Genomic DNA, 20,149 nt, shown 5'->3' with positions numbered 1-20,149 from the left:
CTCAGGCCAGCCCCAGCAGGCGCACCGCGTTGTCCTTCATGATCCCGGGCAGCACATCCTCGCGGAAGCCGACCTTGAGCGCGGCTTCGATCCACTTCTGCGGGTGGATCAGCGGAAAATCGCTGCCGAACAGCATCTTATGTTTCAGCTGCGTATTGGCATACTGGATGATCTGCGGCGCGAAATACTTCGGTGACCAGCCCGAGAGGTCGATGAACACGTTGTCCTTGTGCAGCGCCATCGACAGGCTCTCGTCGACCCACGGCCACGAGGGGTGCGCCAGAATGATCTTCATATCGGGGAAATCGACCGCGACATCGTCGATCAGCATCGGCTGGCCATACTTGAGCCGCATCCCGCCGCCGCCGCGCATGCCGGTGCCCATGCCCGAATGGCCGGTGTGGAAGATCGCGGGCAGCTTGTGCTCGGCAATCACTTCGTAGATCGGGTAGGCCATGCGGTCGGCCGGGTGCGCGTTCTGCACGATGCCGTGGAACTTGAAGCCCTTGACCCCGTAGTTCTCGATCAGATCGCGCGCCTCGCGCGCGCCGAACTTGCCCTTGTGCGGGTCGATCGAGGCAAAGGCGATGCAGATGTCGTCGTTCTTGAGCGCCATTTCGGCGACTTCATAGTTCGAGACCCGCTTGGCGCCCATGCCGCTTTCAGCGTCCACCGTGAACATGCAGAAGGCGATCTGCTGCTCGCGGTAGATCTCGACGATCTCGGGCATCTTGGGCCGCTCGCGGGGGGCCTTGAAATAGGCCGACGCCGCATCGAAGAACTTGCCCATCACCGGATCTTCCGGATCGTGGCACGAAACCTCGGCATGCACATGCACGTCGATGGCCTTTATCTTCGAAATATCGATGGGCATCGGGGTAGTCCTCAAAACAAACGGCCCCGCCGACCGCCGGGTCGGCGGGGCCGCAACGTCACTCAACAGGCTCTCAGACGAGCGCGTCCTTCTTGACGGTGATCACCTGGCTGTAGGTGAACTCCTTCAGGCCCTCGATGCCGTACTCGGCGCCGAAGCCGGACTGCTTGTGGCCGCCGAAGGGCGCGAAGGGCGAGAGGTGGAGGAACTCGTTGATCCACACCGTACCCGTTTCGAGCTGCTCGGCGATCTTGACGCCGCGCTCGGTGTCCTTGGTCCAGACCGCACCGGCAAGGCCGTATTCCGAGTTGTTCGCGCGCGCGATCACTTCATCGTCGCTCGAGAACTTCATCAGCGGCATGACCGGGCCGAACTGCTCTTCCGCCACGATGCGCGCGTCTTCCGGCGGGTTGTCGAGGATGGTGATCGGCACGTAGTAGCCCGAGCCCGAGGGATCGACATCGCCGCCGACGAGGAACTTGTAGCCGTTGTCCTTGGCGTCCTGGATCAGTTCGCACACGCGCTCGAACTGCTTCTTGTTCTGGATCGGGCCCACGCCGGTGCCCTGCTCCGAGCCGTCACCCACCTTCACGTTCTTCGCGTATTCGGCAATCGCCGCGCTCAGCTCGTCATAGATGTCCTCGTGGATGTAGATGCGCTTGGCCGCCACGCAGATCTGGCCCGCGTTGGTGAAGCTCGACCAGAACAGCTGCTCGGCCACCTTCTGCACGTCCGCGTCGGGCAGCACGATCGAGGCGTCGTTGCCGCCGAGCTCGAGCGTGATGCGCTTGAGGTCCTTCGAGGCGCCTTCCATGATCTTCTTGCCGGTCGCGGTCGAGCCGGTGAAAGTGATCTTGTCGATATCCGGGTGCGCGGTGATCATCGGGCCGAGGGCATCCTCGCCGGTGATGATGTTGACGACGCCGGCAGGCACGATGTCCGCGATCAGTTCGGCAAAGCGCAGCGTGGTCAGCGGCGTGAACGGCGAGGGCTTGAGCACGATGGTGCAGCCCGCAAGCATCGCCGGGGCGATCTTCTGCACCGCCATCAGCAGCGGGAAGTTCCACGGCACGATGCCGCCGACAACGCCGACCGGCACGCGGCGGGTGCGGCTGAGACGGGTCTCGCTGTCCTCGTTGATCGTCTCTTCGAGGGTCAGCGTCGACTGCGCGTTCATCATCGCCGAGCAGCCGCCGATTTCGAACTGGGCCTGCTGGTGCGGCTTGCCCTGCTCCGAGGTGAGGAGGCGGAAGAGTTCGTCGAAGTTGGCGTCGATCGCGGCGGCCATCTTCTGGATCACCACGCGGCGCTCGTCGACCGGGGTCTTCGACCAGGTCTTGAAGGCGCGGCGGGCGGCGGCCACGGCGCGGTCAAGCTCTTCGGCGCCGCAGGCCGGCACCTGGCCGATCACCTGCTCGTTCGCCGGGTTCACCACGTCGAGGGTCTTCGCCGTGGTAACCAGTTCGCCATCGATCAGATTGGGGTAGAGTTTGGTCATGAGTCTCTCCGTCCTCTAGTATTGTTCTAACGTATAGCAGTTTGTCAGCGCGATGCCAGCGCCTTGTCCTCGTTGGCACGCTTCACAAGATACATCCGGATCGCCTCCGCGTCAGCCGGCTTGAGCGCCGACTTGAACGAAACCATGCCAAGCTCGTGAAGCTGTCCGCCGATCACCACGGCCTTCAGCGCATCGGCCGAATTGATGATCGCCGAGTGACGCAGATCGGGGTTCAGCCCGCCCGAAACCGCCGCATCGCCATGGCAGACCGAGCAGTACCGGCCATAGAGCTGCCCGCCCTTGGTCGCCTGCGCCACGGTGCCGGTGAACGGCGGCGGATCGAGCACCATCTGGTTCATCGGCGGCGCGTCGGGCAGCTGCCCCTTGGCACCCAGCTTGAATACGAGCAGGCGGCTGATGTTGCGCGTCGTGCCCGCCTTGTCGGCCAGCACACCGGTGGCGATATCCCAGACGCCGCCCCAGCCGACCATGATCGCGACATATTGCTCGCCGTCGATCGCATAGGTCATCGGCGCGGCGATGATGCCGGTCTGCGCCGGGAACGACCACAGTCGCTCACCCCTGTTCGCCGTGTACGCAACGAATTCGCCCGAAGCTGTGCCCTGGAACACGAGGTTGCCCGCAGTCGAGAGCACGCCGCCGTTCGACGGCCCCTTGAGATCGACCTTCCACGCCGGCTTCCGGTTCGCGACGTCCCACGCCACCAGCTGGCCGGTCGTCGCGGCCTTGGCACCGGCCTGCACCTTGGCATCCGCCGGCATGGCCACGGCATAGCCGTCGAGCCCCGTCTGGAACCCGATGTCGGTCGGCTTCCAGCCCGCTGCCGCCATGTAGGGGAATGCGGCGAGATTGGTCGGAATATAAAGGTATCCGGTCTTCGGGCTGTAGCTCTGCGGCTGCCACGAATGCGCGCCGACCGCACCGGGCAGGCTCACGAAGGGCTTGCCAGTCTTCTCGTACTGCGCATCCGGGTTGATCGTCGGGCGGCCCGTCTCGGGATCGATCTTCGTCGCCCAGTTCACCGGCACCCACGGCGTGGCCGAGAGGAACTTGCCGGTCTTCACGTCGAGCACATAGACATGCCCGTTCTTGGGCGCATGCATGGCGACATGGCGCTTTTCGCCGCCGATCATCACGTCGGCGATGGTAATCTGCTGGTCGGAGTCGAAGTCCCAGCGGTCTTCCGGGGTTTCCTGGAAGTGCCACGCGTACTGCCCGGTGTCCGCGTTCACCGCGACGATCGAGGAGGTGTAGAGGCTGTCACCCTCGCGGCCATTGGCGGCAGGATTCCACGGCTCGGCGTTGCCCGTGCCGAAGAGGACGAGGTTGGTTTCGGGATCGTAGGTGATCGAATCCCACACGGTGCCGCCGCCGCCGAGGGTCCACCACTTGTTGCCCCAGGTCTTGGCCGCCGCCTCATGCGCTGCCTTGTTGACGCCTTCGACGCCGAAGCCCTTGGCAGGGTTGCCCGGCACCGTATTGAAGCGCCAGACTTCCTTGCCCGTTTCCGGATCATAGGCCGCCAGATACCCGCGCGCCTTGTATTCCGAACCCGCCGCGCCGATCAGCACGCGACCCTTCACGATGCGCGGCGCGCCGGTGATGGTGTAATCGGTCTGGTTGGGCACCGTCACCTTCGACCAGATCACCTTCCCGGTCATCTGGTCGAGCGCGATCAGGCGGCCATCGAGCGCGGCGACGAAGAGCTTGTCGCCATAGAGCGCGACGCCCCGGTTCACCGCGTCGCAGCAGGTGCGCACCAGCGTCTCGCGCGGCACCTTGGGATCGAAGGCCCACAGCGGCTTGCCGGTCTTCGCATCGTAGGCCTTCACCATCGACCATGCGGTCGAGACGTAGAGCACCCCGTCATGCACCAGCGGGGTGGCTTCCTGCCCGCGCGCGGTGTCCATATCTGCATACCAGGCGAGGCCCAGCTGGTCGGCGTTGTACTCGTTGATCAGCGTCAGCGGCGAATAGCGCTGTTCGGCATAATCGCGGCCATAGCTCAGCCATTCGCCCGCCGGCACATTCCGCAGCATCGCGTCGGTCACCCCGGCCACCGCGCCTGATTGCGCGACAGCCCCGACACCCAGCGCGAGAACCGATGCCATGGCCAGCTTGCGAACCAACGAAACGCGCATACCTGTGTGCCTCTCCTTGCGGGCCCTGCCTGCCGCAGGGACTCTTTAATCGGGTGTTTAAACCAGCTGGGATCAATTCACCATACGCTGCGCATCGCCCCAGTACTTTTTGCGCAGTTCCTTCTTGTCCATCTTGCCCGCAGCGGTGCGCGGGATAGCGGAGATGAACTCGACCGACTTGGGCGCCTTAACCCCGCCCAGCCGCTCCTTGGCATGGGCGATGATCTCCGCCTCGGTGATCCCGTCCGCCACGACGACGGCATGGACCTGCTCGCCCCACTTCTCGTGCGGGATGCCGAAGACACAGGCCTCGCGCACGGCGGCGAGTTCGGTCACCGCTGCCTCGACTTCTGCGGTGAACACGTTGAACCCGCCGGAGACGACCATGTCCTTCTTGCGGTCGACGATGTAGAGATATCCGTCCTTGTCGAACTTGCCGACGTCGCCGGTGTGGTGCCAGCCGAACTTCCGGATTTCGGCGGTTTCCTCGGGCTTTTCGAAGTAGGAATGCGTCACCAGCGCGCCGCGCACGCAGATTTCGCCCGCTTCTCCCACCGGCATGTGATTGCCGTCGTCATCCATCAGCGTGACCTTGATCGAGCGCGTCGGCTTGCCGCAGGCGGCCAGCTTTTCCGGCGCTTCATAGGCGAACTTGGCGACGTCCTCGGGCGGGAACCACGCGACGATCATCGGGCACTCCACCTGCCCATAGGCCTGGCACATGCAGGGCCCGAAGATTTCCACCGCCTGCCGCAGCTTTTCCGGGCTGCAGGGCGAACCGACGAGGATGAAGATCTTCAGCGACGAATAGTCGTGCTGGCCGATCTCCGGGCTGGCAAGGCACTGGTACATCGCCGTCGGCGGGAGGTACATGTGCGTGACCTTGTACGCCGCGATCGTGCGCAGCACGTCCTCGGCATCGAAGCCGGGCAGGATCACCTGCGTCGCGCCCAGGCTAAGCGTCGAAAGCGCGATCGGCCCCGCCGCATGGGTGATCGGCGCGGAGACCAGCGCGACCGGGCTGTCCGTCCGCCCGCCCATGCCGTCCGCCGCGGTCTCGATCATCGTGCCCCAGCCGAGGTTGGTCACGTTGGCGCCCTTCGAAGGGCCGGTCGTGCCGCCGGTCGGGAAAATGCCGACCATGTCCATCAGGTTGGCGAAGGCATCGATTGCGGGCTCGACGAAATCGGCCTCGCTGGTCCCGGCCATGAACTCCTCGAGGCTCGGGTCATCGCCCATGCGCTTGTCGAGGCACACGAAATGCTGGAGCGTGGGGCAAAGGTCCTTGATCTGCTGGACTTCATCCGCCTTCGACGAGTGATAGACCAGCCACTTCAGCCGCACGTAATTGATGTAGCCCGCGTTGGCATCGATCGCGTTGCGCGTGTTGACCGGGATCCACTTCCCATTGGCCCGCCACATCGCGAGCAGCACCACGAGCAGCATCCCGTCGTTCGGGCCATAAAGCCCAAGCAGGTCCTGGTTCTCGAATCCGTGCTTCTGGAGCGCGGCGGCGATCCGTTCGGAGAGCGCCTTGGTCTCGGCAAAAGTCAGCTTGAGGCCGGTCGCGGTATCGATGATCGCCAGACGCGAAGGATCCCGGTCATGGCCGCGGTCGAAATAGTCGATGGCACGCATTGTGCTTTTATCCCCAAAGGTTGATGTCCGGGCCGGGGGCCGCTTGGCCCAAGCGGTTCCGCCGTGCCGGCCATGACAGCAAGCTCTCTCCCGACTCCGATCATCCGGCGCCGATTGTTAGTGTTGCATACTAAATCAGCTTGCCCGGCGGTTCAAGCAGCCCTGCCCGCAGAGGCAGGAGCAACCCCTTCCCTCTAGGCGCGGACCGGGCGCACAGCGAAACGCTCCGGGGCGGTCAAGTTTCACGTGGGGAAATATGCTGTCAGCGCGCCGTCATGGTCCAGCGCAGCAGCCCGTCATGCCCGGAAAGCGGCGCCTGCAAGCGCGTCTCCGCCGTCCGCCGCAGCCCCTGTTCTTCGAGCAGACCGCGCAGCACGGTCCAATCGCTCCACCGCGTCAGCCCCTCGACCTGCACCGCGCTCGCCAGCAGGCCATGGGCATCCCGCAGCGAAACGTGCGCAAGGTCGATCCCGTGACCGCCGCCAAAACTCGCGGATTCGGGCAGACGGCTATCATAGACCACCAAGGCTGCACCCTGAGCCGCCCGCGCGCCCACCGGCACCGCCACAGCAACGCCCGCCAGCGCCCCGCCTTTCAGCACCCCGCGCCGATCCGTCCGCATCAGCCCGCCTTCCCGAGGTACCTGGCAACCGCGTCCAGCTCGACGTCGGTCACGTCCACCTTGGTCTGTCCCGGCATCGCGCCCTTGCCCATGCGCACCACGCTCTTGACGTAGTCCGCCGTCAGGTCGGTGCGATTGGCGAGCAGGCCCTTGTCCGGTGTCTCGCCCATCATCATCCGCTGCTTGGTGAGCAGGTTGGTGCCCATCCCTCCGGTCAGATGGCAATAGCCGCAGTGCACCTCGAACAGCGTCTTGCCGTCCCCACCCGGCTTCAGCCGGTCACCCGCAGGTGCCACGGGCCGCATCTGGTAGGGCGGCGGCGGTCCCGGCGGAGGACCGGGCGGCAGGGCGGCAACCGAAGCCGCGCAAGTCAGCATCGCGGCAGCGAAGACAAACCGCTTCATGCCTTGCCTCCTCTCTGATCCGCATAGGCGGCAGGCCAGATCCCCTGCTTGCCCGGCGCCACCACCCCATTGGGATCGAGCGCGTTCTTCACCTTCTCGCCGAACCGGCGCAGCGCGTGGCCGTTGAAATCGAAGGTATCCATCACCGGGTCCATCCAGCCCAGATGCGTGCGGTATTCGGCATAGCCCGCCTTCGCCGTCTCGGTGATCAAGGTGTCGAACAGGCGCCGCATCTTCGCAACTTCCGCCGCATTGTCGCGGTCGTACATCAGCATGTTGACGTTGTTGGCAAAGCGCCCGCCGATCGTGAAGCTCGCGTAGAAATCGACATCGAAGTCCGCGATGATCTTGCGGCTGCGGTGCATCTGATCGAGCACATGTTTGCCCGTCGCCGGCACCACCGGCGAAAAGCCCATGTGCGCCCCGCGCCCGCCGATCCAGTCGCTCATCTGCAAGGGCACGGCAGACGGCACACCCATCGTGATCTCGACCCCGTGGATGTAGTCGCCCGGGTGCCACCAGTGCTCCTCCGGCGGCGCGGCCAGATTGCGCTTCATCGCCGCCTTGACCACATCGGCCTTGGCCTTGACCACGCCTTCCTCGCCGTAGAGCCGCAGCGCCACCTGCCAGTAGCCCAGCTTGTGCTCCTTGAGCAGTTCCTGCACCCGCGCTTCCGGGATCGCCGTGGGCTTGTCCCAGAAATCCTTGCGCTGGCCTTTCAGCACCATCTTGCCGAGCCAGGAGGGCACGAACACGTTCTGGTCGATCAGCCCGGAGATCTTGAGCGGGGCGATAGTGTCGATCACCCAGCCGATATCTTCCGCCGCCGGGATGTCGAACACCAGTTCGAGCGAGCTCTCCGGCGCGGGCTGCATCCACACGCCCGCCTTGGTCACGATGCCGAGGTTGGACTGCGAGAACGCGAGGTCGAACGTCGGCCCGTAGCTCATCGGAAACAGATGCCAGGCCGGATTGCCCGTCATCGCGCCCATCCCGGTGCGCACCAGATCGCCATCGGGCAGCACCGCCTCGATCCCGCACAAGTTGCGCGCATGAAGGCCGTAGGACGTATACCCGATGCCATGCTCAAGCGCGTTCCCCAGCACCGAACCCCAGGCATTGCCCGGCACCGAAAGCCACAGCGGCAGCTTCTCGCGCTGAACCGCCTCATACAGGTCGAAAAAACCTACCCCCGGCTCGACCACGCAATAGGCGAGCTTTGCATCAAGCTCGAGGATCCGGTTCATCCGTCCGAGATCGAGCACGATGGAGCCCGCCATACGTGGCGCCGCCGTCCCGTACCCAAGGTTCTTGCCACGCGCGACCGGCCAGAGCGGCGTCTTGTGCTCGTTCGCCAGCCGCACGATCGCGCGCACTTCCTCGACGCTCGCAGGCGCAATCGCGGCGCTGGCGGGCCATTCCTCCGGAGAGCCCGGCGCATAGACATCCGAATAGGCGTCGCGGTCGGCATCGCTCGCCATGACCCAGTCCTTGCCGACCACCCCCGCCGCAGCGGTGAGCATGGCATCGAAGGTCCTGGGGCTGACGCGCGGCGGCAGGTGCAGCTTCACCGGCAGATTCTCCCATGCTTATTTTCTACCATTTGTTATCGTTGTGGCGAGAACAAGGCAGTCCGTCAAGCGGTCTCGCAACCCCGTTCGTCCCGAGCGAAGTCGAGGGACATTGGCCGAGCGAAGTCGAGGCCTCGCGCGGTGTTCTCGGCTTCGCTCGAACTGGCCCCTCGACTTCGCTCGGGGCGAACGGATTTGAAAAGCTCACGTCAGCGCATAATACCGCACGTGGTTGCCATCCGGCCGCCGCTCGCCGACGCCGATGAACACGTGCCGCGTCAGCCAGTCGTGCGGGCCCTTGCTCGTCTCGAAGGTCGGCTGCGCGCGCAGGTAGTATTCGGCATGCGGCACCGGCGCGCCCCCGGCAAAGGCCCACTGCCGCAGCCGGTCCATCGTCCCCGGCTCACGTCCCCACAGGAACCCCTTGTTCTGCATGTAGATCAGCGTGCCGTCATCGACTTCGAGCATGTAGCGCGCGTCGAACACCGCCGTGTCATCAGGCCGGAACAGAGCATAATCCCCCCCCGAATTGGGCACCGCCCGGCCCTTCAGCCGCGGCCCCTCGAACGTCCCGCTATCGACATAGACCGCGCTGCGCATGCCGCCCGAAGGCACATCCGGCACCGCCTGCACCCGCGTGAACTGCAGGGTGCAGGCAAAAGCGAACTCCAGCCGGGGATTGTCGAGCGTCGAAAAGTCCATGTGCGCACCTCTCCTTAGACCAGCCCTCACCCCGTTCGTGTCGAGCGAAGTCGAGACACCACACGCGGCGCTCGGTGTCTCGACTTCGCTCGACACGAACGGGGGGATGGGGTTCAATAATTGCTCAAGATCGTCAGGCTCGGCCCGTCGAGCGGCTTGCCCGCCTTCTGCTTCGCCAGCTCGTCGGCCCGCGTCTGCTTCTGCTGGTCGATCAGATAGGCGTGGATCGCATCGGCATCCCCGGACGAGAGCACATCGTCCCAGCGGGGCATCCCCCCCGGCACGAGCGCGCCTTCGAGCACGATCTCGCGGAACATTGCGTGCGTCCCCGGCTGCATGCGCCGGAGGTCCGGGGTGATCGAGCGGTGCCGGTTGGCATGGCAGATCGCGCAATTGCCGAAGAACAGCCCCTGCCCGCGCGCGATGGTCTCCGCCGTGACGCCCGTCGCCTGCGCGGGAGGTTCGGGCGCGACTTCGAGGGGCGGCAGCAGCGGCGGCAGCGTGACCTTCCCCCCACCCAGCTTGAACACCAGCAGCCTGTTCATGTTCCCTCGGTCATAGGCGGCCGCATAGCGCGGCACGAACGGGAACCCGCCCCCGCCCCACCCGGCCATGACCGCCACGTACTGCACGCCGTTCACCTGATAGGTCATCGGCGCGGCCATGATCGGCGTGCCCGTCTCGATGGTCTTGAGCACCTTGCCCGTCTTCGTCTCGCGCACGTAGAGCCGACCGCCCACATCGCCGTGGATCAGAAGCCCCGAAGCCGTCGTCAGCACGCCTGCGCGGTCCTGCCATCCGGCTGTGTTCGCCGCCCACACGGTCTTGCCCGTCAGCGGTTCGATCGCCCGGATCTGCGCAGTACCCGGGTCCTTCAGCGCCTCGGCATAGGCCGGCAGCGCACGCACCGCATCGGCCATCGGCGCGGGGAACGCGCCCAGCGCGTCCTTGACATCGGTGGTGAAGATCAGTGCCGCATCGTTGTTGAGCCCGCGCGCTTTCAAGGGCTTCTGCCCCGGCGTCATGAAGATCAGGTTCCCCAGATCGAGCACCGCCGCATAATAGAGTCCCGTCGCCGGATCGAACGACGCGGGATGCCAGTTGCGCGCGCCGGGTGTCGCCGGAAACACGATCTTCGGCCCATTGGTATAGTCGCTTTCCCCCGGCGTCAGGATCGGCCGGCCCGTCGCCTGGTCGATCCCCTTGGCCCAGTTCATCCGCACCAGCGGATTGGCCTTGAGCAGTTTGCCGGTTCCCCGGTCGATCACATAGAGAAAGCCGTTCTTGGGCGCATGGAGGATCACCGAACGGTCCGCGCCATCCACCTTCAGGTGCGTCAGGATAAGCGGCTGGGTCGAGGTGAAGTCCCAGTTGTCCCCCGGCGTTTCCTGATAGTGCCAGACCATGCGGCCCGTCTTCGGATCGAGCGCGACAAGGCTGCCGAGATAGAGGTTGTCACCCCCCGCCGGGCTGCGCTTGGAGGTGGCATAAGGCCCGCCATTGCCGGTGCCGACCAGCAGAAAGCCCGTCTCGGGATCGAACGCGATGGCATCCCAAGGCGCGCCGCCGCCGCCGATGTCCCAGCGGCTCTTGGGGTCCCAGGTCCCCAGCGCCGCTTCCAGTTCGGGCGTTTCCTGCGGACCCAATGCCGGATCCTTCGGCACCACATGCCAGCGCCAGCGCAGCTTGCCCGTCTCCAGATCGAGCGCGGTCACATAGCCGCGCACATCGTATTCCGCGCCGCCCATGCCGATCACGACGACATCGCCCGCCACTTCCGGCGCGCCGGTGGAATTGTCGCCCTTCCGGCGGTTCTCGATGAAGTCGGTCTTCCACACCACCGCGCCGGTCTTCGCATCGAGCGCGTACATCCAGCCGTCGAGCGTCGCGACAAAGACCTTGCCCCGCGCCACCGCAACGCCGCGGTTGACCATGTCGCAGCAGGCGGTGCGATTGAGCTGCATGTCGATATCGGGCTCGAACGCCCAGAGCTGCTTGCCGGTCGCCGCATCGAAGGCATAGGCGCGGCCCGCCACGCCCGAAGTATAGAGCACCCCGCCGACCATGACCGGCGTCGCTTCCATCCCCCGCGCGGTGCCCAGTTCAGCCTGCCACGCCAGCCCAAGCGAGCCGACGTTCGCCGCGTTGATCTGCGTCAGCACCGAATGATGCGTCTTGCCCGCGTCCCCGCCCGGGCTCGTCCATTCGGCCCCTGCCCCTACCATCGGCGGCGCGGCGCCGAGGGCCAATGCCGCCAGCATCGCGCAAGCACCCTTCGACAGGCTCAGGGTGAGCGGGGTTTGTTTAAGCCGCACTCTCCCAACCCCGCTCATGCTGAGCTTGTCGAAGCATGCCCGCACAGACGCCCGCGCCAACACCCGCATCACAGCGAATCCCATGGGCTTGGCATCCGGTACGGCACCGTGATGAAGTTCGCCTCGATCTGCTCGATCATGCCGTGGTCGATCTTGAACAGCTCGGAAATGTAGAAGCTGTGCGGCCGCCGCACCGGGCTTTTCACCGTCCGCCCGTCGGTCAGCTGGTATTCGTCGATGCGCCCCGAATGGTCGATGAAGCCATAGGCCAACACCAGCCCGCGCTCCTCGTCCACCAGCGGAAAGCGCCGCGCGCGCAAGTCGTCGTCATAGCGGTAGTTGCCCATGCGGAACTGCTCCTCGCAGCCGAGCGCGGAGACCGGCACGATCTTGGCAAACTCCGGATTGCGCGTGGTCTGCACGCCGTTCTCGACGCGGTTGCAATCGGGATGGAACTTCGTGTGGATCGTCCCGTCATTCCGCTGCAGCGTATCGAAATAGCCGTTGGAGAGCCGCACCATCTCATCGCGCGGCACCGGCGCCACGACTTCTCGGTGCAGGATCGGCTTGTCCCAGTAGCGCGGGTTCTCGAACTTGATGCCGCTGTCGGACTGCCGCACGATCAGCATCTCGCACTCGGCAATCGCCCCCGCATCGCCGATCTTCAGCCGCAGCGTGAAGGCGGATTCCTCGATCGCCTCGATCACCGTGCCGAAGTAACCGACTTGGCCCGTGCGCGTATCGGCAAAGCGCAGCTGGTAGTCACCCAGCCGCTGGATCGTGCCCCAAACCCCGTCACCGATCTCCAGCATCACATTGTTTTCGCTATGCTGTGCGCCCTTGGCCCAGGTCAGCCGGGTATGATCCCGCGCGTTCAAAGCGGCCAGGAACTGATCGAGTGCGGCATAGAGACCAACGCGGTCCATAATCTCTCCCATGGGGGCTTTACCGCCCTTCGCTTTCCGGCATACCGTATCAAATGTTAGAATAAAAGGGGAGAGAGTCGATGGCGCGAACCGCCGCCGAACAGGCCAACCATGACCTCGTGATCGCAATGTACCACAAGGTCCTCATCGCGATGGATAGCAGCGCGGTCGATCGTTACATTGCGCCGGACTACATCCAGCACTCGATGCTCGCACCGCCCGGCGTGCAGGCGCTCAAGGATTTCCTCGATCATGTGAAGGTGGAATCCCCTGATGCGAAGCAGACCATCCACCGCAGCTTTGCCGACGGCGACCACGTCATCGTCCACACCCATGTCGAACGCTGGCCTGGCGATCCCGGCCTTGCCGTTGTCGATATCTTCCGCTGCGAAGGCGGCATGATCGTCGAGCACTGGGATGTGCTGCAGGACGTACCCGCCCATCCCGTCAATCCCAACTCGATGTTCTGAAAGGAAACCCCATGCGCCGCGCCCTCATCGCCCTCGCCCTGCTCGCTGCCCCCTCTGCCCACGCGGAAACCTGCAAGCTCACCCCCAAGCAGGTCGTCACCCAGTTCATGCAGGAATTCTACATCGAGAAGAAAGTGCGCTCCTCGTTCGAGACGTGGGTCGATCCGGGCTATATCCAGCACAATCCCTACGCCCAGACCGGCCGCGAAGCCGCGATCCAATTCCTCACCAAGTTCGTCGAAGGCAATCGGGGTCAGAAAACCGATATCCGCCGCATCATCGCGGACGGCAACCTCGTCGCCGTGCACAGCCATGGCTGGCAGGAGGATGGCACCCCCGAACAGAAGCGCGGCTTCGCGGTGGTGGACATCTTCCGCGTCGAGGGCTGCAAGGTCATGGAACACTGGGACGTGATCAGTCCGGTCCCCGAAACCGCCGCAAACACCAACACGATGTTCTGAGGGGGGCCCATGCGCTTTACCGACAAATGCGTCGTCATCCTCGGCGGCAATGCCGGGATCGGCCTCGCCGCCGCAAGGATGTTCGCCGCCGAGGGCGCCAAACTCGCGATCACCGGCCGCAACCGCGATACCCTGGCCGCCGCCGCCGAAGAGTTGGGCGCACTCGGCATAGCCAGCGACATGGGCGATGTGGTGCAGACGCAGGCCGCGCTTGCCGAAATCGAGCACAGCCTCGGCGGGATCGACGTCCTTTTTGTCAACGCCGGGGTTGGCGGGTTCGCCGCGATGCCGCATGTGACCGAGGACTTCTGGGACGGCATCCACAACGTGAATCTGCGCGGCGCGTTCTTCGCGATCCAGTCCGCGCTGCCACTGCTGCGCGACGGCGGCGCGATCGTCATCACCGGCTCGATCGGCAGCGAACTCGCGCTGGCGGGGAACGTCGCCTATGCTGCGGCCAAGGCGGGCCTGCGCGCGATGGCCCGGACGGTGGGCAAAGAGCTCCTCCCCCGCCAGATCCGCGTCAACATGGTCAGCCCCGGCCCGACCGAAACCGAAATCTTCAAGCGCGGCGCCAGCGAGGCCGAAATCGAGGCCACCCGAGCGATGCTCGGCGGCGTGGTCCCCATGGGCCGCATGGGCGAGGCGGAAGAAGTCGCCCGCGCCGTCCTGTTCCTCGCCAGCAAGGAAGCCAGCTTCATCAACGGCGTGGACTTGTACGTCGACGGCGGCTGCGTCGAACTGGGCTGACCCACTCACTTCCGTTCGTGTCGAGCGAAGTCGAGACACCTTGCGCGGCGTGCGGTGTCTCGACTTCGCTCGACACGAACGGGGTACAATTAGAGTCTGGAAGGCACCCCATCCAGCAGCAAGGTCTTCACCTCCAGATAGGCCATGAACCCCTCGCGCCCGCCTTCGCGCCCGATGCCGGACTGCTTGAACCCGCCATAAGGCAGGCCAAAATCCATCCTCAGGCCATTCTGCCCGAAGCCGCCCGTGCGCACCCGCCGCCCGATCCGGTAGGCCGCATCGACATCGTGCGTCAGCACCGAGCCATTCAGCCCGAAGCGGCTCTCGTTGGCGATGCGGATCATGTCCTCCTCGTCCTCCGCCGGGATCAGGCTGAGCACTGGTCCGAAGATCTCTTCCTGCGCGATCCGGCTGTCGTTGGGCACATTGGCGAACAGCGTCGGCTCGATAAAGAAGCCCTGGTTGAGATGCGCGGGCCGCCCGCCACCGCTGACCAGATCGGCCACCTTGCGCCCCTCTGCAATATACATCTCCACGCGGTCCCGCTGCCGCTCCATCGCCAGCGGCCCCAGGTGCGCCGCCGGGTCATCCGAATGCCCGATCACCACCTTCGCCATCTCGCCCGCAATCGCCTCGGCCAGTTCGTCATGCCGCGCGCGCGGGACGATGACACGGCTCAGCATGGCGCAGACTTGCCCGCTCATCATCGTGATCGTGCCCGTCAGCATCTTCGCCGCCACATCGATGGGAAAGTCATCCCGCACCAGCGCGGCCGACTTGCCGCCCAATTCGAGCGTGCAGCGCGCGATCCGCTCCCCGCAGACCGAGGCGATGCGCTGCCCCGCCACGGTCGATCCGGTGAAGCTCACCTTGTCCACGCCCGGATTGCACACGAGGTGATCGCTCGCCTCGCGGTGCCCGGTGACGAGGTTCACCACCCCCGCCGGAAGTCCCGCCGCTTCCGCCGCCTCGGCAATGATATAGGCCTCCAGCGGCGTTTCCGGCGAAGGCTTCATGATCACCGGACAGCCCGCCAGCAGCGCATAGGCGACCTTGTTGGCCATGATCCCGAACGGCCCGTTCCACGGCGCGATGGCCGCCACCACGCCGACCGGCTCATAGGCGACGAACCCCGCCGCCGCCCCCATGCTCGGCCGCTGCTCGACGAACGCAAAGCCCTCCGCCATCGCCGCCAGCCCCTCCAGCACCGCCACCGAACCCGCATGCATCGGCCCGGCAAAGCTGGCGAGGCCGCCCATCTGCGCCGTCCAGCACTTCGCCAGTTCGTCCACCCGCGCGCGCAGGTGTCCCACCATGCGCCGGAACGCCGCGATCCGCTCCGCCGGTGCCATCATCGGCCACGGTCCATGGTCGAACGCCGCGCGCGCCGCCATGACCGCCGCGTCCATATCGGCTGTGTCCGCCTCGGCCACCCGCGCCACGACCTGTTCGGTATCGGGCGAGATCAGCTCGATCAGCCGCCCGCTGTTCGCAGCTACCCACGCGCCGCCGATGTAGAGCATCTCGGGATGCGCAATGGAAACGCCCTGCGGAAGCAAAGTCATGGAGAAAACGTCCTTTCAGGCAGAAGCATCAAGCGGCGGCGGCAAGGCGCATTCGACTTTCTCGATCAGCCCGCCGCGCGTGGTGTAGAAAATGAACTGGCGGATTTCCTGGCTCTCACCTGCCGTGATCGGAAAGAACCCCGTCGCGCCCTTGGCATCCAGCGCCTCGCGGGTGAGGTCCTTCTTCGCGGTGATCCGCACGATCGCGTCGATCGCCGTGCAGGTCTCGCCCGCCGCAAAGTTCAACACGCGCACATGCTCGTCCACATTGTCGTGCAGCCAGGCGTAGAAGTCCTTCAGTTCCTGCCGCGAGGTGATCACGATCCCGAAGAATTCCATGCGCGGCGGATCGACATAGAAGTCCGCGACCTTGTCATAATCGCGTGCGTTGAACGCGGTGAGATAGCGGTCGTAGGCGGCTCTATCGAGCATCTCGCTGACTCTCCCTTGGCTATGGCCGGATTCGGCTCCCATAAACACTAACAAATGATACGATCAGCGCAAGCACGCCCGGCAGCTTCATGAAAAAGGGGCAGCCCGCGCGGGACCGCCCCTTCCCCCCATGATCGGGACTGAGTTCTGAGCTCAAAACTTCTTCTTGATCGTCACGCCCCACTCGCGCGGACGGCCCGGCTGGCCGGTGATCGCACCGGCACCCGCACCCGTCAGGTCGAACTTGCTGAGGAAGTAGTACTTGTCGAACAGGTTGGTCACTTCGAACGCGATCGACAGGTCCTTCTTCACGTTCTGCCAGGTCAGGCGCGCATTGGCGATGGTGAAGCCCGGCACCTGCCCGAACAGCTCCGAAGGCGAACCGGGCGTCGGCGCCACGTCACCGCCGGCAAGGCTCGACTGATACGAGATGTCGAAGCGCGGCGTGAACGTGCCGATGTTGTTCACTTCGGCGTCATACTGGATTCCGAAGCTCCACTTGGTCTTGATCAGCCCGCGCGGCTTGGGCGAAAGCAGGCCGACAACCGCCGGATCGCTCGAGCACGGCCCCGAAGCGCCGCCAACCACGGCCGGGTTCACGCACTTCCACTTCCAGTCGATGTAGCTGGCCGACGCATCGATCTGGAGCCCGTCGATCGGACGGGCAAACAGTTCGGCCTCGACACCCTTGACGTGAGCGTTGCCGGCATTCTGCGGCAGCGCGCAAGGGCCAGGGCCACCGAACTGCGGGCACGAGAGCAAGGTGAGCTGCGCATCCTTGAAGTCGTTGAAGAAGCCCGCGAGGTTCAGGCGCACGCGGCGGTCGAAAAAGTCGGTCTTCAGGCCGATTTCATAGGAGGTCAGCTTTTCCGGCCCAAACCCGCGCGCCTGCGCCGCATTGAACGGACGCGGACCGACGCCGCCCGCCTTGTAGCCCGTTGAAACCGTCGCATAGGCGAGCACTTCGGGCGAGAAGCGGTAGTCGAGCGAGACGCGGTAATCGACCCGGTCGCCGCTGAACAGCGCAGTACGACCCGTCAGCGCGGTGCCGTTAGGGCCGTCATACCCCGCCCCGTTGAGCGCGCCCACCCGGTCGAGGAACGGGTTGATGGTCGTCCCGTCCAGATTGTAGCGGAAGAACGTGTAGGCCTTCTCGTCCTTGGTGTAGCGCACGCCGGCCGTCAGCGTCAGCGCGCTGGTCGGCCGCACGATCACCGTTCCGAACACCGCCTTCGACTTGGTGCGTACCGGGTCGTTGCCGATGAACTGCAGCGGGAAGATCGGCAGCAGGCCGACGCCCGGGATGTTCGCCGCGACATAGCGGATATCCTGCAGCGTGTAATAGGTCGTCTTCTCGTCCGAGTAGTAACCACCCACCGTCGCGTCGGCGATTTCGCCCAGCTTGGCGTTGAGCCGCAGTTCCTGGCTCCAGAACCAGTGGGTCAGCTCGTTGTTGCCGAAGCCCACGCGCGCCGGGGACAGGTCGTTGTCGATCGAGAAGCTCGATTTCCAGCCGCGATAGGCGGTGATCGACTGCACCTTGAGTGCATCGTTCAGGCTGAAATCGATGTTGCCCGAAACGCCCCAGCCCTCGTAGTCGGAAGACTGCTGCCCGGTGGTCGCCGCCAGCGGCAGGCCGTTGAGCGGCGGAATCAGCCCCGCGACGAACGAACCCGCTTCCTGCCCGGTCGAGGTGTAGTTGCACCAGCGCCCGCAGATGAACCGCGAATCATAGGGAAGCCCGCCCACTGTCCGCACGTTGGGGTTCGGGTTGTTCGCATAGAGCAGCACTTCTGCGCCGTTGTTGTGGCTGTCCTTGGTGTAGTCCGCGCTGATCATCACATCGAGCTTGTCGGACGGATTGTAGCGCAGGATTCCGCGCAGCGCCCGGTATCCGACATCCCCAAGCTTGTAGCGCGTGCACTTGGTGCCGCCGGTGGTCGAAGGCTGGCCGCTGCCGGGATTGGCGCAGCCATAGTCGAGCACGTTCACGAAGCCCTGCTGTTCGGCAAAGGTGCCCGAAATGCGCGCGTAGAGATCCTTGGCCAGCGTGAAATCGGCGCTGCCCCGCAGGTTGATGCGGTTACGAATGCCGTACGTGGCCGAGAGATAGCCGCTGCCGTCGCCGGTCGGCTTGCGCGAAATGAACCGAATCGCGCCGCCTTCGGAGTTGCGCCCCGTCAGCGTGCCCTGCGGACCGCGCAGCACTTCGACGCGCTCGACATCGAGCAGATCGAAGTTCGCACCCGTCAGGCGCGGATAATAGACATCATCGATGTAGAGGCCGACGCCAGGCTCGTAGGCCGGGTTGAAGTCGATCTGGCCAAAGCCGCGGATGCTCGCGGTGATCGAGTTGCCGAACGCCGCCGAAGCCGGACGCAGCACCACGCTCGGCGCCGAGTTGGCGATATCGGTCAGTGCATTGGCGCTGCGCTGCTCGAGCGCGTCGCCGGTGATTGCGGTGATCGCGATCGGCGTATCCTGCAGCTTTTGCGAACGGAACTGCGCGGTGACGACGATTTCCTTGATCGCACCGGTATCGTCCGAGGCCTGCGCCGCATCCTGCGGAGCCGTCTGGGCAAGGGCAGGCCCGGCCATGCCGAGCGCAAGGGCGCTCATGCTGCCGGCGGCGAGCAGACGCAATGATAGCGTAGGTGACTTTGCCATGGGTGATCCCCTCTCCGTGCACGGCCTTCTGCGAGGCCCGATAAGCTTTGCCGGTACGGCCTGATCGTAACAATTGATCGTACCGATTGTTAGTTAGACATACAAATTTGCGCTTGGCAAGCCCCTCTTGCCGTCCCGTGCGACGAGCGCGATAAGCGCGCGATGGCCACCACCTCTGCCCAAACCCAAGCCGCGCCCCAAGCCGCCCGCCCCGAACTCGATCTGGGCGAGGACGCCGCCCTCCTCGTCGATCTGCTGAAGCTCGGCACCTTCATCGCGCGCCCCATGCGCGAAGGCGTGGCCGAGCCGATGGGGCTCAGCCAGAACGACCTCAAGATCATCCTCGCGCTCGGCGGCGAAGGCGAACTGGCGGGCCATGAGCTGTCGGACATCATGGGCCTGCCCCCGATGAACGTGAGCCGCGCGATCGCCGCGCTTTCCGAACGCGGCCTCGTCGAACAAGCCCCCGACGCCACCAACCGCCGCCGCAAACCGGTGCGCCTGACGGATGCTGGGATGGACCTGTTCCGCCAGACCATCCCCGCGATGGCAAAGATCGGCGGGCACCTGTTCGCCGATTTCACCCCCAAGCAACGCGCGGTGTTCCACGCAGCGGCACAGGCGATTCTGGCGCGGATGACGGGGGGTTAGGCCGGAGTGAAGGGCTGAGGTTGCCGAGACGACGCAACCATGCAACCATTGCTACATGCGGAACTCTGCGATTGGATCTTTTGCTATCCGCGCTTTGGCTACAGTCGCCGTACTTCTTTTCTGCGCTTACGCCTTTCGCTTCTTTTTCTTGTATGACAGGACCGTCGGATCACTGAACGTCTGCCTGAAGGGTGAGATTGGCTACTTCATCATCCCGTTTGATGATGGCGGAGGTTATGAAGTTCAACGCTTTCTCGGCGGAAGCTCATTTGTCTTCATCAATCAGGACGACGAAGATCTCTATTACAAGGAACACTTCGACTTTCATGATCAGTTCTACAAAGGGAAGACCTTCGTCAATCTCGTCGCCTCGTCACAGGCCGATCTCATCCGCTTGAAGGCCCAAGTCCTTGCCGATTGCAAGGGCGGTCCCGGCTAGGC

The 20,149-nt window shown here is 64.8% G+C and carries 18 protein-coding genes; 5 read left to right on the top strand and 13 right to left on the bottom strand.

Annotated elements, in window-relative coordinates; all coding sequences use genetic code 11:
• Position 1: 1 nt before the first annotated feature.
• The 10 genes from NDB2M1_RS08995 to NDB2M1_RS08950 all read right to left on the bottom strand — a co-directional run bounded on the left by NDB2M1_RS08995 (position 2) and on the right by NDB2M1_RS08950 (position 12,712).
• Positions 2-874 (bottom strand): amidohydrolase family protein, encoded by an 873-nt coding sequence (locus NDB2M1_RS08995; protein WP_083554745.1) that lies wholly within the window; start codon positions 872-874, stop codon positions 2-4.
• A gap of 73 nt (positions 875-947) precedes the next feature.
• Positions 948-2,372 (bottom strand): aldehyde dehydrogenase family protein, encoded by a 1,425-nt coding sequence (locus NDB2M1_RS08990; protein ID WP_054122421.1) that lies wholly within the window; start codon positions 2,370-2,372, stop codon positions 948-950.
• Positions 2,373-2,416: 44 nt separating this feature from the next.
• Positions 2,417-4,504: a PQQ-dependent dehydrogenase, methanol/ethanol family gene (locus NDB2M1_RS08985; protein ID WP_253185823.1), complete on the bottom strand. Its 2,088-nt coding sequence runs from the start codon at positions 4,502-4,504 to the stop codon at positions 2,417-2,419.
• Positions 4,505-4,606: 102 nt separating this feature from the next.
• Positions 4,607-6,172 carry a class I adenylate-forming enzyme family protein gene (locus tag NDB2M1_RS08980; protein WP_072381476.1) on the bottom strand — a complete coding sequence of 522 codons (1,566 nt, stop codon included), beginning with the start codon at positions 6,170-6,172 and terminating at the stop codon, positions 4,607-4,609.
• Between the two features lie 262 nt (positions 6,173-6,434).
• Complete coding sequence (locus NDB2M1_RS08975; protein WP_072381475.1) at positions 6,435-6,794, bottom strand: hypothetical protein; 360 nt, start codon at positions 6,792-6,794, stop codon at positions 6,435-6,437.
• Positions 6,794-7,198 (bottom strand): c-type cytochrome, encoded by a 405-nt coding sequence (locus NDB2M1_RS08970; RefSeq protein WP_054122417.1) that lies wholly within the window; start codon positions 7,196-7,198, stop codon positions 6,794-6,796. The genes NDB2M1_RS08975 and NDB2M1_RS08970 overlap by 1 nt, the downstream gene beginning before the upstream one ends.
• Complete coding sequence (locus NDB2M1_RS08965) at positions 7,195-8,769, bottom strand: FAD-binding oxidoreductase (RefSeq protein WP_083554744.1); 1,575 nt, start codon at positions 8,767-8,769, stop codon at positions 7,195-7,197. The genes NDB2M1_RS08970 and NDB2M1_RS08965 overlap by 4 nt, the downstream gene beginning before the upstream one ends.
• A 204-nt stretch (positions 8,770-8,973) precedes the next feature.
• Positions 8,974-9,471: a DUF3237 domain-containing protein gene (locus NDB2M1_RS08960; RefSeq protein ID WP_054122415.1), complete on the bottom strand. Its 498-nt coding sequence runs from the start codon at positions 9,469-9,471 to the stop codon at positions 8,974-8,976.
• A gap of 113 nt (positions 9,472-9,584) precedes the next feature.
• Positions 9,585-11,732: a PQQ-dependent dehydrogenase, methanol/ethanol family gene (locus NDB2M1_RS08955; RefSeq protein WP_072381473.1), complete on the bottom strand. Its 2,148-nt coding sequence runs from the start codon at positions 11,730-11,732 to the stop codon at positions 9,585-9,587.
• 122 nt (positions 11,733-11,854) lie between these two features.
• Positions 11,855-12,712, bottom strand: coding sequence for a DUF8021 domain-containing protein (locus NDB2M1_RS08950; RefSeq protein ID WP_072381471.1), 858 nt, complete (start codon positions 12,710-12,712; stop codon positions 11,855-11,857).
• Between the two features lie 80 nt (positions 12,713-12,792).
• Here NDB2M1_RS08950 and NDB2M1_RS08945 point away from each other — a divergent pair, with 80 nt between their 5' ends.
• Genes NDB2M1_RS08945 through NDB2M1_RS08935 form a run of 3 tightly spaced genes read left to right on the top strand, consistent with a single transcriptional unit; the run spans position 12,793 to position 14,393 of the window.
• On the top strand, positions 12,793-13,182 hold the full coding sequence (locus tag NDB2M1_RS08945) for a nuclear transport factor 2 family protein (protein ID WP_072381469.1): 390 nt from the start codon (positions 12,793-12,795) through the stop codon (positions 13,180-13,182).
• Positions 13,183-13,193: 11 nt separating this feature from the next.
• Positions 13,194-13,643: a nuclear transport factor 2 family protein gene (locus tag NDB2M1_RS08940; protein ID WP_072381467.1), complete on the top strand. Its 450-nt coding sequence runs from the start codon at positions 13,194-13,196 to the stop codon at positions 13,641-13,643.
• Between the two features lie 9 nt (positions 13,644-13,652).
• Positions 13,653-14,393: an SDR family oxidoreductase gene (locus NDB2M1_RS08935; RefSeq protein ID WP_072381465.1), complete on the top strand. Its 741-nt coding sequence runs from the start codon at positions 13,653-13,655 to the stop codon at positions 14,391-14,393.
• A gap of 89 nt (positions 14,394-14,482) precedes the next feature.
• Here the strand turns inward: NDB2M1_RS08935 and NDB2M1_RS08930 are convergent, their stop codons facing one another.
• From NDB2M1_RS08930 to NDB2M1_RS08920, 3 genes are all read right to left on the bottom strand, one after another.
• Positions 14,483-15,958 carry an aldehyde dehydrogenase gene (locus NDB2M1_RS08930; protein WP_072381463.1) on the bottom strand — a complete coding sequence of 492 codons (1,476 nt, stop codon included), beginning with the start codon at positions 15,956-15,958 and terminating at the stop codon, positions 14,483-14,485.
• 15 nt (positions 15,959-15,973) lie between these two features.
• On the bottom strand, positions 15,974-16,390 hold the full coding sequence (locus NDB2M1_RS08925; protein ID WP_072381461.1) for a nuclear transport factor 2 family protein: 417 nt from the start codon (positions 16,388-16,390) through the stop codon (positions 15,974-15,976).
• 153 nt (positions 16,391-16,543) lie between these two features.
• On the bottom strand, positions 16,544-19,009 hold the full coding sequence (locus NDB2M1_RS08920) for a TonB-dependent receptor (protein WP_253185822.1): 2,466 nt from the start codon (positions 19,007-19,009) through the stop codon (positions 16,544-16,546).
• Positions 19,010-19,219: 210 nt separating this feature from the next.
• Between NDB2M1_RS08920 and NDB2M1_RS08915 the strand changes: the two genes are divergently transcribed.
• The gene (locus NDB2M1_RS08915; protein WP_072381457.1) at positions 19,220-19,708 is read left to right on the top strand and encodes a MarR family winged helix-turn-helix transcriptional regulator; all 489 of its coding nucleotides are present in this window, start codon (positions 19,220-19,222) and stop codon (positions 19,706-19,708) included.
• A 55-nt stretch (positions 19,709-19,763) separates the two neighbouring features.
• Complete coding sequence (locus tag NDB2M1_RS08910; RefSeq protein WP_143146688.1) at positions 19,764-20,147, top strand: hypothetical protein; 384 nt, start codon at positions 19,764-19,766, stop codon at positions 20,145-20,147.
• Positions 20,148-20,149: the final 2 nt, after the last annotated feature.

This window comes from Novosphingobium sp. NDB2Meth1 (genome assembly GCF_900117425.1).
GTDB lineage: Bacteria > Pseudomonadota > Alphaproteobacteria > Sphingomonadales > Sphingomonadaceae > Novosphingobium.
Note: the sequence above shows the minus strand (reverse complement) of the source record. Positions and strands in the feature narration are given on the sequence as shown.